Genomic DNA, 13,853 nt, shown 5'->3' with positions numbered 1-13,853 from the left:
CCACCTCTTTTAAGTTTTTCTGACTTTACACAAAATCCCCATGAATAGATTTCTGAAGAGATATCCTGCAGACCATTCATGGGGCTAAATTATTGGTTTTAAGTCCTTATATTTATTTTTTTATCTCCACAACAGTAACTCCACTTCCACCTTCGCTGAAATCACCCATTCTTATACTCTTTACATGATGGTGTTTTCTTAAGGCTGATTGTATACCCTCCCTTAAAACACCAGTACCCTTACCGTGTATAATAGAAACACTTTCAAGGCCTGCAAGAAAAGCATCGTCAAGGTATTTGTCTATATTATAAAGGGCCTCATCAAGAGTCTGACCTCTAAGATCAATTGAGGATGATACGTTCATCGTCTTTTGTTTTACTAATCCGCTTGTTCCTGTTTTCTTAACTTCCTTCTTCTTTGTAACATCCTTCATCAATTTATCTATTGGAACACTAACCTTCATTATTCCTATTTGTACCATAACTTCATTTTTTGAATCAGCCTCAGATAAAACTACAGCCTTTTGACCAAGGGTTGTAACATAGACCTCTTCTCCTGCCTTTACCTTTTCAACTGGTACCATGCCATCTTTAATTGGAAGTGTGTTAACATCCTTAACCTGAATGCTGTTTAGTTTATCCTTAAGTTTCTTTCTAGCCTCCTCAGCTTCCTTCATTGCGGCTGCGTCATTTATTCTGCCTCTAAGTTCATTCAGCTCTTTAATTATCATATCAGCTTCTGCCTTAGCCTGTTTAACTATTCGCTTTGCTTCTTCCTGTGCTTCCCTAACAATTTTATCCCTCTGGGTGTCAAGCTTATATTTTTTCTCCTGTAAATCTTTCTTGATACTTGAGGCTTCCCTTCTTTCCCTTTCAGCCTCTTCAAGTTCCTTTTCTACAAGAACAGTCTTATTCTGGAGGTTTTGAATTACATCCTCAAACTTAGCCGCATCCTTTGAGATAAATTCCTTTGCCCTGTCAACAATATCTTCAACTAAACCAAGACGCTTTGATATTTCAAAGGCATTTGATTTTCCTGGAATTCCAATTAAAAGCCTGTAGGTTGGTCTTAATGTTTCTATACTGAATTCAACAGATGCATTTTCAAACCCCTGTGTTTCCATTGCAAAGACCTTTATTTCGCTGTAATGTGTTGTTGCAATTGTCTTTGCTCCCCTTTTAAAGAAGGTTTCAAGTATTGCCATTGCAAGGGCTGCACCCTCCGTTGGATCAGTACCGGCTCCTAATTCATCCACCAGAACAAAGGATTTATCATCAACATTTTTAATTATATCCACTATATTTGTCATATGGGATGAGAAGGTCGATAAGCTCTGTTCTATACTCTGCTCATCTCCAATATCCGCAAAAACATTTTTAAATACAGAAACAACAGAGCCATCTCTGACAGGTATTGCAAGACCTGCCATTGTCATTAATGTCAATAAACCTGCTGTTTTTAATGTTACAGTTTTTCCACCAGTATTAGGTCCCGTTATAACCAATGAATTATAGGTTTCACCAAGCCTTATATCAATAGGTACTACCTTATCCTTTTCTATTAACGGATGTCTTGCAGCTTTTAAATTAATTATACCCTTATCGTTTATTTCTGGAATACTTCCATTTAAATCTAAACCAAACTTAGCCTTAGCCATTAAAAAATCTAAAAATGCAAGATTAATATTATTATGTTCTAAAACATCTGCATTATCTTCAACTTTTGAAGTTAACTCTGCAAGAATTCTTTCAATTTCAACTCTTTCTTTGATAAGTAATTCCTTAATATCGTTATTTAATTCCACTACTGCCATAGGTTCAATAAACAATGTGGAGCCGCTTGAGGATTGGTCGTGTACTAACCCTGGGACACTTCCTCTATGTTCTGCCTTAACAGGTATAACATATCTATCTCCCCTTATTGTTACTATTGGGTCCTGAAGATATTTACCGTAGCTTACCACCATAGACTGGAGTTTTTCCCTTACTTTGCTGTTTTTATCCCTTATTGACCTTCTTAAGCTGTATAATTTTTCACTTGCCCTGTCATCTAACTCATCCTCACTTATAACAGCAGCTTCTATTGCATCTTCAAGACTTTTTATATGAACCAGACTGTCGATTATTTCAAAGATGATTGGATATGACTCATTTTTTGAGCCATCCTTCATAAATGCCTTCAACCTTCTGCAGCATCTTAAAATATCACAAACATATAGAAGTTCTCCTGGAGTTAAAGTAATTCCCTTTCTTGCCTTTTTTATTATTTCATCAATGTTTTTTATACCATCTAAGGGAAGGCTTCCCCACTTTAAAACAACTTCAAAGGCTTCCTTTGTTTCTGCAAGTCTCTCCTTAACTTCATAGATGTTGTGTGAAGGTTTAAGCTCAAGACACATATTTTTCGCCATGGCTGATACTGCCCTTTGGGAAAGCATTTGTATAATCTTATCGTATTCTAAAACCCTGAAGGTTTTCTCATTCATTTTTATCCCACCTTTTTATAGAACACCCCTGTATAGATGTCCCTTTGTTATATTTCCCTTTAATTCTTCTAAAAGTTCTTCTCCATAAGATCCAATTTTAAATTCATTATTAAAAGCTCTTTCAATTCCCTCCCTGTATGCCTTAACAACTAATGCAGCTTCATCCTTTTCTTCATCTAGAAGATTAAGAACCAGAAAATCCGCATTTAATTTAATTATATCCTTTATATGCTCTATTGTGCATAATATTTTTGAATTATAGATATGACTTCTGCAATTTACGTCTGTATAAACAGGAAATACCTCTCCCATCCTATCCCTTAAATAATGAACCTGATTTTTACATAATACAGGGCAGTCTTTTTTGCCATGTCCCATTGAACTTCCTACAAAGCAGTGTCTGCTTGTCATAAGTTTTATTCTTCCATGTGCTAAAACCATTGTTTTACTTTCTGTATTTGATATAACATTAGACAGCTGTTTTATTGTAAGTTCCGGTGAGAGATGACAGCCTGAATTTTTAAAGGTTTCGCAGGATTTAGAGTTAAATAAGTTAAAGCCGCTGTCAAGATATACATCAAATCCAATACCCCTTAAAAAGGAATACATACCCATATTTCCACACAGTGCCTTATCTATACCTTTCTCCTTTAATTCAATAGCCTGTTTTTTAAGTGTTTCAAACTCTTCAAGGATTATTTCAGGATACCATGGATAAACTTTTTTATTTTCCTTTATAAACCTTGGAAACTCATTAAAGTCTTCTTTATTTTTCCTTAGCAGGTCCCCTCCAAGGAAAACAACATCGCAGCCTGCATCTATACATGATTCTGCAATTTCAAGACTTCCTGTTTTTACTGCTATTTTGGGAATTACACTCTTTTTTGTCTTTGAGAAGTCTATATTGACGTTTATTTTTTCCCTTTTGCCCTGAAGTTTTTCTAATAATCCCTCAATTGCTTCACGCCTTAATAAGTTCAGCTTTGAAACAGGAATTGCCAGATTATCATCCATTTCTATTTCAATTCCTTCAAAGTAAAAGGAAGTATCCTTTGTTTTATTCAGGGCTTCTGCTACCCTTTCACAGGTTGTTGGAGTTTTAAGTGCAATTTCAGGTTCCTCTGCAGTTGCAATTGAAGTTATCCCATCCTGATTAAAGACAGTAAACTCAATTATCTCCCCTGATTTAGCCTTAAAACTACCCCATATAGGTATTCTTTTTATATCCTTTCCTTTAAAACTTTCCTCTGCCTCTTTATAAAGTTCAGCATCAAGGGTTTTATATATTCTATCGCCCTTTGAAGCACCTTCAAGATAAATGTTTATTATATCCCCTGGTTTTGCACTTTCAACATTTCTTCCGTTAATCTTTATGCTGCTTATTGGTGCCCCAATATTTTTTCCGAATATCTCAACTCCATCCCCAACCTTTAAAGATTTTTCAAGTTTAATGTCTGCAAATTTCTCTTTACAGCCTATAACCTTTCCAAGGTAAACTCCCCAATGTTTTGGTCTCTCGTAACTCATCATTTCCCTTCCCTGTGGGGTAAATAAAAAGGCTGATGTGAAACCTCCCCTGTTAAAGACTTGGGTTACCCTGTCTATATCATCCTTCTTTGACATATTATCAAGTGCCCTTCTATATGAAGAAACAACTGTAGCAACATATTCTGGTCTTTTCATTCTACCTTCAATTTTCAGCGAGTATACACCTGTCTTTTTTATTTCCTCTATATATTCTAAAGTAGAAAGATCCTTTGGACTTAAATAATGCTGTTTTTTATTATCATCTATTGAATATTCCATTCTACATGGCTGGGCACATCTGCCTCTGTTTCCGCTTCTTCCTCCAATTATACTGCTCATTAAACACTGTCCTGAAAAGCCGATACACAGTGCTCCATGTACAAAAACCTCAAGCTCAGCCTTTGTGTTTTTTGATATGTATTCTATTTCCTTAAGACTTAATTCCCTTGAGAGAACAACTCTCTTTAAACCCATGGAGTGAAGTAAATTTACTGCTTCAAGGTTATGGGCAGTCATCTGTGTACTACCATGGAGCTCAAATTCAGGAATATTTTCCTTGAGAATCTTTAACAGACCTATATCCTGAATGATTAAAGCATCAACCCCAATTTCATATAAAAATGCTGCATATTCAAGGGCTGCCTTTAACTCTAAATTATCAAGAAGTGTGTTTAAGGTTACAAAAACCTTAACGTTATATGAGTGGCAGAACTTAACTGCCTCTATCATCTCTTCTCTATCAAAATTACCGGCATACTGCCTTGCTGAAAATTCCTTTCCACCAAGATAAACTGCGTTGGCACCGTTTAACACAGCAGCCTTTAAACTGTTAAAATCTCCTGCAGGAGCTAAAAGTTCTACCATTCCTATCTCTCCCTTTCTTAACTATACAAACTTATTATACACAATAATATGGAAATTACAAAAATCAACCTTAATTTATTGAGGTTTCCTTAAATATACTCAAGCCTTACTACTTTAGAAAATTTCATAAAATAAATTCTTTCCCTGAATTTTTATTATCTGTCACTCTTTCTTGTCTAATATGCGTATTATATATTATCAACTTTGAGCTTTTTATTTATTTGAAAGGGTGGTTTGATGAAGCCTTTACAGCTTAAGGATATTGTTTTAAAAATTGGGGGAGTTGTTCTTTCGGGAAATGATAACTTCATTGTTAAAAATGTTACCACAAAACCTTATGGAATTTATGATAATACTTTATACTTTCATTTCAATAAAAGCAGAAAAATAAAAGCAGATGTACTGAATAACTTAAGTTCTGTTGCTATTATCACTGAAAATCCCTGGATTTTTAAAGAAATTTTTAATAAAACAACTATAGTTAAAGTTCCTGATATTAAAAAAGCCTATTGGAGATTTGTGGATTATTACCGAAATCTTTTTCCTATACCAATAGTAGCTATAACCGGAACCTGTGGAAAAACAACTACAAGGGAAATGATTAAGCACATATTGAGAAGGAAATACAATGTCAAAGGAACTGTAAAAAACCGTAACAGTGCCTATAACAGCCTTTCCTATTTATTAGATATAGACGAAAGGACTGAGGCTGGGGTATATGAAGCGGCAGTTAATTCACCTGGTAATCTGTCATATACAGTGAGACACTTTAAGCCTCAGATAAGAATTCTATTAAACATAGGCGTCTATCACCTGAAGCATTGCAAAACACCTGAGGCCTATGTTAAAGCTAAATCTGAAATACTTCATGGAATGAAAGATGATGATATTTTAATCTTAAATGCCGACGATGAAAGAATAAAAACAATAGATATCAGCAGGGCTAAAAAAATTATTTATTTTGGATATGACCAAAGCTCTGATTTCAGGATTAAAGCTGCTGATTATTATAAAAATGGAATAAAATTTTCATTTTACTATAGGAATCAAATCTACCAAGGCTTTATTAAAGGTCTTGGAAAGCATAATGTATATAACGCCCTTGCTTCAATAGCTGCTGTATCTTCCCTGGGTATAAGCATCCCCGATGCCTTAAGTGCCCTTAAAAGCTTTAACCCCGTTGAACACCGACTTCAGCTTAGAAAAGGTCCAAAGGGTTCTATAATTATTGATGATAATTACAACAACACTCCTCCTGCATTAAAGGCAGCTTTAGAGGTTTTAAAGGATATTGCAGGAAAGAAGAAGAAAATAGCAATCTTAGGGTATATGTATAATCTTGGTACCAGCCAATACGCCATGGAGCAATATGCTGAAATGGGGAAAAAGGCAGTTGAAGTGGGAGTTGATCTCATTGTTGTAGTTGGCAGCATTCCAGTTGATATAGGGAAAAAAGCCCTTGAGCTTGGTATGGATAAGGATAAGGTTATATTTATACCTAAGGGAAGATATGTAAGGAATTTTATTCTCCCATATCTGAATGAAAATACAATTGTTCTTTTAAAAGCACCTGAAAATCACGTTAATCTTTGACTTTATGCAACCCTAGGAGGTGGCGGTAATAATGAACCAGATAAAAATTAAATATATTTCCTCTAATCTTCCTAAATCTTGTTTTCTTACTGAAAATCAAATGAAAACACTTGACATTAAAGATAATTTAAAGACTATTACTTTAAAATTCGGTTCCCTTTTAATTGATGCAGATATAACTGTTTTAGAAAAAGATGATGAAGATACTATTAAACTTTCAGAGGATCTTAAAAATCTTATTCACTTACCTGAAAATATGGTAATGCAGGTTAGAATTTTAAAGGAAGACACCCTGGAATTAGGGCCCTATATCGGTGTTTTTATAAGCTCAGTAAAGGCTGCTATTATGGGTGAGGGAAAGGGTGACAGCGTTTATGAAAAATTAAGCAATGCAACAAGGCAGCTTAAGTATATGCAGCTTCTTTTCCTTTGGTGATATTGACTGGAGTAAAAAATTAATTAAAGCCCTTATCCTTGAGGATACAAAATGGGTTAGCCGTATTATGCCGATTCCTACCGTTATTTACGACCGATGCTTTGGAAAATACGGCAGAGAAAACAGCCTTAAATTAAGAAATGCCCTTGGAAAGGATTTTAAAATAATTAATTCCATGCCTAAACTGGCTAAATGGGAAACCATCATGGCTTTAAGAAAAAACCCAAAGCTTTTAAGCCACATTCCAATAACCAGTCAGTATCATTCCTATGAAGATGTTGAATTGGCTTTAAAAAAATATAAAGCCCTGTATTTAAAGCCAGATCTTTTATATAAGGGTAAGGGTGTTTTCAAAGTAAGCTTAGATGAAAAAAATAATTATATTGTTGAACATCGCAATACCCATGACAATGAAATCATTCATTTATCTAACCTTAAAAATTTAGATATGCTGCTTAATAAGTACAGGGCAGCAGGTGGTGGTTATCTGATACAAAAGGAAATTAAAAAGGCAAGCTTTAAGGGCTATCCCTTTGATTTAAGGGTGCTTTTTCAGAAAAACTGGAAGGGACTTTGGGTTGTAAGCGGCATTGCAGTAAGGCTTGGGGCTGGAAGTATAATCACAAGCCCTAGAAGTGGTGGGGCGGTAGAAGAAATTTCAACCATACTGAGGGAAGTATTTCAGGAGGATATTACTGAAAGTGATGGCTTATATGAAAATCTGATTGATATAGGAAAATCAGTTGTTCTCGCAATAGAAAAAGAATTTGGTGATTGTGTTGAGCTAGGCCTTGATATGTCAATAGATGTTAATGGTGAAATATGGATTATAGAGGTAAATGGAAAACCTTTAAAGGTGAGCTTAAAATGGCTTAATAATCCAATAATAATGGACCGCTGCTACAACCGTCCCATAGAGTATGCTGTTTTTCTAACAGGTTTTCATTCATCTGACTTGGAACTGGAGGCTGATATATGATTTTAGGAGTACTTTTTAGCCGAAGGATGATTAAAAAAATAGCTGGAGGAGCCAACGTATCCGGTCTTCAATTCCTTGCTGAAGAATCAATTAATGAAGGGATTAAGTTAATTGCCTTTTCTCCTGATGATATAGATTGGTGGAATAAAAGCATAAATGCACTTGTATATACTGAGGAAGGCAAATGGACTTTGGAAATATCCCCCTTTCCTGATGTTATATACGACAGGTCCCTTTTTTCCTCAAGGGAGAAGGAGATAGGTAAAATTTCTAGACAACGTTTTAAAAATGAGTATAAAATTCCTTTCTTAAATAATAGACATTACTTTCCAAAATGGGAAACCCATAAAGTACTTTTATCTTGTAGGGAAACAAGAAAATATTTACCCGATACTGCTCTTTGTACTCATCCTGCAACCTTAATAAAGTTTTTAAATAAATACGGTGTAGTATATATTAAGGATTCAGGTGGCAGTAGAGGCGAAAACATTTATAAAGTTTATCCAAGGGAAGATGGAGTTTTAATTGTTTCATATGTTAAATCTGGAAAGATTTATATGAATGAAATGAGCCCTAAGGATGTTTACACAAAAATTATAAATGGCAGCTTATATGGAAAGAAGGTTATTCTCCAGCAGGGAATAAATTTAGCACATTTTCAGGGTAAACCCCTTGACGTTAGAATCCTTGTTCAAAAGGACGCCTCAGGAAAATGGATAATTAGCGATAAGTCCATTCGTATTGCTAATTCACCACACTCCCCTGTTACTAATATAAGCAATGGAGGGGAAGTTAAAAAATTTGCAGATGTTATTCCCAAGCTCTTTCCTATTTCAAATATAAAGATTAATGAGGAATTAGACAAGATGCTCCTTAGTATATGTAATTGTCTTGAAATAAATTATGGCCTTTTAGGGGAGCTTGGCATTGATGTTGCCTTAGACATTCATGGTAGACTCTATCTTCTTGAGGTTAACGGAAAACCTGCTAAAAGCTGCATCCGTCGTTCCAATAACAGACAATTAATCCATGAGGTATATAGCAATATAATCAAGTATTGTAAATATCTCAAAGAAAATAATCCTATTTCCTATTAGTTTTTGTGGTGGTGTTATAATGATTAAAATAAGATGCACATCTTTGCCAAGTACTTTAGATTCAACCTCTGAAGATAAGATAGGTATTTCCCTTTATAATGCAAGAAAATTCTCACTGACCAATGGCTCTGAGGTAAAGTTAAAGTGCGGATTAAGGCAAATCAAAGTTAAAATTCAGGTGTTACCTATAAATGAGCAGAATAATTCTTATATTTACCTTTCATCAGGGGTTTATGAAAAAATCCTGCTTCCAAAGTCTATGGACTATGATGTTGTTTTTAAAAATGGTACTTTTATAGTTGGTCCCGTTATTGCTGTTTTACTAGGTAAAAAACTTCTCCAAAGATATGCAAAGGGCCTTAAGGTCAGAGAGTCTCTTGATTTTTACTCAGAAGCCGGGCTAAAATCAGGTGTTTTAGTTTATTTTTTTAGTTTAGATGATATAGACCTTACTAATAAATCTGTTAATGGATTAGTCAGGATAAGGGATAAAAAGGGTTTTTCCTATATAAAAAGACAGCCCCTCCCTGTCCCTGATGCTATCCACAACAGACTTGCTGTAGCTAAGGGAAGTATAAATGATAAAAAACTTATTGAATTAGAAAGGTCTGTTCCTGATATTAAAATAATAAATCGAATTACTAAAATAAATAAATGGAAGATTTATAAAATATTATCCAAGGATAAGTCCGTAAGTATCTATCTACCAAAAACCTTAAGACTTAAATCTTCAAAGAATATTACAGACATGCTTCAAGAATTTCCATTTGTTATTTTAAAACCCGTTGGAAGAAGTCTGGGGCTTGGGGTTATCAAGGTTACAAAATTATCTTCTGATAGATTTAAAGCATATTATCACCTTAATGGTAAAAATTTAAGTATCCAGGGTAATATAGACTTTATTTTAGATAACCTGAAAAAAATAATGGGCAGACGTTTGTATATTGTTCAGCAGGGAATTGAATTAACAACCTTTGAGAACTGTCCCTTTGATTTAAGGGTTACAATGCAGAAGGATTCTTCTGCTGACTGGACCTTATCCAGGTGGTATGCAAGGGTAGCTTCCGAAGGTAGTATTGTAACAAACGTTTCTTCTGGCGGCAGGGGAGTAAAAATAACCAAGGCATTATATCCCTCACTTGGCAGCAAAACAGAATTAACCTTAAATAAAATCTATAAAGCCTCTCTTGTTATCTGCAAAGCTTTAGATGAAAAGATTAAGGATATTGGTGATCTAGGTCTTGATATAGGCATAGATGAAAATGGAAACCCATATTTAATTGAAGTTAATTTCAGAGACTTTAAAAAATATAATGATGAATTAGGCCAGGAGGAAGGCTGGGAAAAGATGTATTATAAACCTATTTACTTTTTAAAACATCTTTATGAAGAAAAAATAGCAAAGGATACTAAAGACTAGCATAAAATCAGGTTTAAAAATAATGGTGGTGTTAATCTTGATAAGTTTAATATGCAGAATAAAGGAAAAAAGTCCATTTGAAAATTCATCAGGAAATACAGTATATATATCCCCTGACCTTGCAAAGGAAATAAGTTTTAAAAACAATACAAAAACAAAACTTATCTGTGGTGGAAGGGAAATTGATGTTACTGTAATTGTATGTGCGGAATGTCCTTATTCTCAGAGAATTCTATGTATGAATAGGGATTTACTTGATACTTTATTAATACCAGATGATATTGAAGTTGAAGTTATTTTCCACACTTCAGTTATTAAATTAGGGCCCTTTATAGGTATATTAGCTGATAAAAATCTTCTTGAAGGGTATATTGATGGAAATGAATTCAAAGAAAAATTTGAAATTTATTCTGACACCGCTAAATCAATAGGTGCCTTCGCTTATATTTTTAAAATTAAAGATTTAGATTTAAATAAAAAGCAGGTAAAGGGGTGGGTTGTTGAATATGATGATGATTCTAATGCCTATTTAACCAGAAAAACTCTGCCTTTGCCTGATGTAATTTACAATAGAAGTGTTGTTTCACCCTTTAGCAGTATGAATAAAAAGCTTAAACTCCTTGAAAAACTAAATAACAGCACTATAATCATGAATCGATATACCAGAATTAATAAACTTAAGGTTGCAAAAATATTATCCCAAAATAAAATCACTAAAAAATATATTCCTAAAACTTTTAAATTTAAAGGCATAAATGATATTGAGAAGATGCTTCAAAGATTTGATGCAGCGTATTTAAAGCCAGTTAACGGCAGCTTTGGCTCAAGAGTTATAAAGGTTATTAAGGATGAAAAGTACGGTTATGCTGCCTTTTATAACAAAGATAGAGAGAATATTAAAATAACTGGGGATTTAGAGTCAGTTATGTCTAAGCTAAAAGACATTATGGGAAAAAGGACCTATATTATTCAACAAGGGATTCTACTGGCAGATTATCATGGCAGGCCCTTTGATATGAGGTTTGTTATGCAGAAGAATTCAAAGGGCAGCTGGGATATATCATGGTCAAGATCAAGGGTTGCATCACAGAATAATGCAGTTACAAATGTTGCAGCTGGTGGTACATCCATTTCAACTTTAAAAGTTATTCGTGAAGCCTCTAAGGATAAAATGGATATAACAATTGAAAAAATTAAGGAAGCATGCATTGATATCTGTAATATATTAGATAAAAATTTAAAACTTTGTGATTTAGGCTTTGATGTTGGTCTTGATAAGGATTTAAATGTTTATTTAATTGAAGTCAATTTCAGGGAACTTTGCAGACAATCCAATATCTCTGGTGAGTGGGAAGGTATTTCAAGATGTTATAAACAGCCTATATACTATTTAAAATCCCTGTATCAACAGGAAATGGCTAAAAAATATAGTCCTCAGAATTAATTCTGGGGACACTTATAATTCTGGGGACACTTAATTATTGTTGGAAACTATAAAATGAATTTATTCTTTATCTTCATACAAGCCCTTAATATTTTTTGTACAGAAATTAGGATAATCAAAAAACTTTCCTTCCCATGTCCTTATTTTTACATAATCCTTACCCCTTGATATTACATATTCAGGCAAAACAGGAACTTTTCCATTTCCATTTGGTGCATTTATTACATATGTGGGTATTGCAAGTCCTGATGTATATCCCCTTAGATATTCCATAATTTCGATTCCATCGTCTATTGAGGTATTAAAATGTGTTGTGCCTGATATATATTTTGCATGGAACATATAGTATGGTCTTACCTTACACTTTAGTAATTCCTGATTTAAAAGCCTCATTACATATTTATCGTTGTTTACTCCATTTAACAGTACAGACTGGTTCCCTAAAGGTATGCCGATGGAAGCCAGTTTTTCGCATGCTTCCTTTGATTCCCTTGTGATTTCTAGAGGATGATTGAATTGTGTATTTATATATATAGGTGAATGTTTTTTTAATATCTGCATAAGATTTGACGTTATCCTCTGTGGAAGTGTTACTAAAACCCTTGTACCTATTCTAATATAGTCTACTGTTGGAATTTTGTGTATCTCCCCTAAAAGCCAGTCTATAGTTGAGTCAGACATGGTTAAAGGATCTCCACCTGTAATTAAAACATCTCTTATTTCAGGATTGTTTTTTATATATTCAATGGACTCCTCTAATATCGCCTTTGATTTATGCTTATCAACTGAGCCGATATTTCTTCTTCTCTGACAATGTCTGCAGTAGGATGCACACACATTTGTTGCATTAATTATAAGTCTGTCGGGATATCTCCTTGTAATTGAGCCTGCAGGATTTGTATATTCCTCTGCCATTGGGTCTAAACATCCCTCATGATTAAGCTCTAAAAGACTTGGAACACATTGAAGCCTGACTGGATTAAATCTATCATCATCCATAAGGGAAGCATAATATGGAGAAATTGCCCATCTATATAATTTCTGTACCTTTTTAATCTCCTCTATCTCCTGGGAAGTTAAGGATATTATTTTTGATAGTGTCTCTATATCCCTGATTTGATTCCTAAAATGCCATCTCCAGTCATTCCAATCTTCTTCATCAGCATTGAATAGAGAAAGTATTTTTCTCCTTTTTTCTTTTATCTTTTCTTCCTGATAATCTGCTGTTCCATTTGGTATCTTGTCCTTAACTTTTAAATATTCTTCTATTCTACCCTTTAACTCCTCAGCCCTGTCTAAAGCAGCCTTTCTTTTGTTAAGTTTTTCCATATTCATCCCCCTAACCACCTCATTTAAAATATTATATGTTCAGTGTTTATGGTAAATTCGAAATTAATAAATCTATTAAGTTTTAATCATGGAACAATATTTATTGTTGATTAATATTATGAATTGAGGTGATGCATATGTTACCAATAACAAAGATGCTTTTAACAAATCAAAACAGACCAAAAAAGAAAATCCTTAAACTTAAGGGTATTGTTATACATTGGACTGCCAACACTGGTAAAGGTGCAAATGCCGTGGCAAACAGAAACTATTTTAACACCACAACCAGAGCTGCCTCAGCACATTACGTTGTTGATGATAAAACAATAGTTCAATGTATTCCTGATGATGAGATTGCATATCATGTAGGTGCGGCTTCTTACACAAGAGCAGGAAACAGTCTTAAGGAGGGAGTTTATAGTCCTAATTATTTTCTAATAGGGATAGAGATGTGTGTTAACTCTGACGGTAACTGGGCTAAAACCTATAACAATACTGCAGAACTTGCTGCATTTCTACTGAAAAAATATAAGCTTACAGTAAATAATATGTATAGGCATTATGACATAACAGGAAAAGATTGTCCTAAGATGATGATAGATGAAAATGAGTGGCTTAAGTTTAAAAATTTAGTTCATAAGCTGATGTCGCAAAAATAACTCTTTAAAAGAAATCTATT

General features: G+C 34.0%; 10 protein-coding genes. 7 read left to right on the top strand and 3 right to left on the bottom strand.

Annotation, left to right across the window (positions count from 1 at the left end; all coding sequences use genetic code 11):
* Positions 1-112: 112 nt before the first annotated feature.
* Complete coding sequence (locus tag Q428_RS02305; protein WP_035377799.1) at positions 113-2,485, bottom strand: endonuclease MutS2; 2,373 nt, start codon at positions 2,483-2,485, stop codon at positions 113-115.
* Between the two features lie 15 nt (positions 2,486-2,500).
* Positions 2,501-4,876 carry a U32 family peptidase gene (locus Q428_RS02300; RefSeq protein WP_035377797.1) on the bottom strand — a complete coding sequence of 792 codons (2,376 nt, stop codon included), beginning with the start codon at positions 4,874-4,876 and terminating at the stop codon, positions 2,501-2,503.
* A 237-nt stretch (positions 4,877-5,113) separates the two neighbouring features.
* On the opposite strand from Q428_RS02300, the gene Q428_RS02295 reads away from it, so the two are divergent.
* Genes Q428_RS02295 through Q428_RS02275 form a run of 6 tightly spaced genes read left to right on the top strand, consistent with a single transcriptional unit; the run spans position 5,114 to position 11,845 of the window.
* On the top strand, positions 5,114-6,469 hold the full coding sequence (locus Q428_RS02295; RefSeq protein ID WP_051514828.1) for a UDP-N-acetylmuramoyl-tripeptide--D-alanyl-D-alanine ligase: 1,356 nt from the start codon (positions 5,114-5,116) through the stop codon (positions 6,467-6,469).
* A gap of 31 nt (positions 6,470-6,500) precedes the next feature.
* Positions 6,501-6,905, top strand: coding sequence for a hypothetical protein (locus tag Q428_RS14335; RefSeq protein WP_051514826.1), 405 nt, complete (start codon positions 6,501-6,503; stop codon positions 6,903-6,905).
* Positions 6,859-7,884 carry a YheC/YheD family endospore coat-associated protein gene (locus Q428_RS02290; protein WP_051514825.1) on the top strand — a complete coding sequence of 342 codons (1,026 nt, stop codon included), beginning with the start codon at positions 6,859-6,861 and terminating at the stop codon, positions 7,882-7,884. The genes Q428_RS14335 and Q428_RS02290 overlap by 47 nt, the downstream gene beginning before the upstream one ends.
* Positions 7,881-8,981 carry a YheC/YheD family endospore coat-associated protein gene (locus Q428_RS02285; RefSeq protein ID WP_035377795.1) on the top strand — a complete coding sequence of 367 codons (1,101 nt, stop codon included), beginning with the start codon at positions 7,881-7,883 and terminating at the stop codon, positions 8,979-8,981. Before Q428_RS02290 ends, Q428_RS02285 begins: the two co-directional genes overlap by 4 nt.
* 19 nt (positions 8,982-9,000) lie before the next feature.
* A complete protein-coding gene (locus Q428_RS02280; RefSeq protein ID WP_035377793.1) occupies positions 9,001-10,401 on the top strand; it encodes a YheC/YheD family endospore coat-associated protein in 1,401 nt (466 codons plus the stop codon).
* Between the two features lie 37 nt (positions 10,402-10,438).
* Positions 10,439-11,845, top strand: coding sequence for a YheC/YheD family endospore coat-associated protein (locus tag Q428_RS02275; RefSeq protein ID WP_035377791.1), 1,407 nt, complete (start codon positions 10,439-10,441; stop codon positions 11,843-11,845).
* Between the two features lie 60 nt (positions 11,846-11,905).
* Here the strand turns inward: Q428_RS02275 and eam are convergent, their stop codons facing one another.
* Entirely contained in the window at positions 11,906-13,174 is a 1,269-nt protein-coding gene (eam, locus tag Q428_RS02270; RefSeq protein ID WP_035377789.1) for a glutamate 2,3-aminomutase, read from the bottom strand.
* A gap of 137 nt (positions 13,175-13,311) precedes the next feature.
* On the opposite strand from eam, the gene Q428_RS02265 reads away from it, so the two are divergent.
* Positions 13,312-13,833: a peptidoglycan recognition protein family protein gene (locus Q428_RS02265; protein WP_051514824.1), complete on the top strand. Its 522-nt coding sequence runs from the start codon at positions 13,312-13,314 to the stop codon at positions 13,831-13,833.
* Positions 13,834-13,853: the final 20 nt, after the last annotated feature.

Source organism: Fervidicella metallireducens AeB (genome assembly GCF_000601455.1).
Lineage (GTDB): Bacteria > Bacillota > Clostridia > Clostridiales > Caloramatoraceae > Fervidicella > Fervidicella metallireducens.
This window is presented reverse-complemented; position numbering and strand designations above follow the sequence as displayed.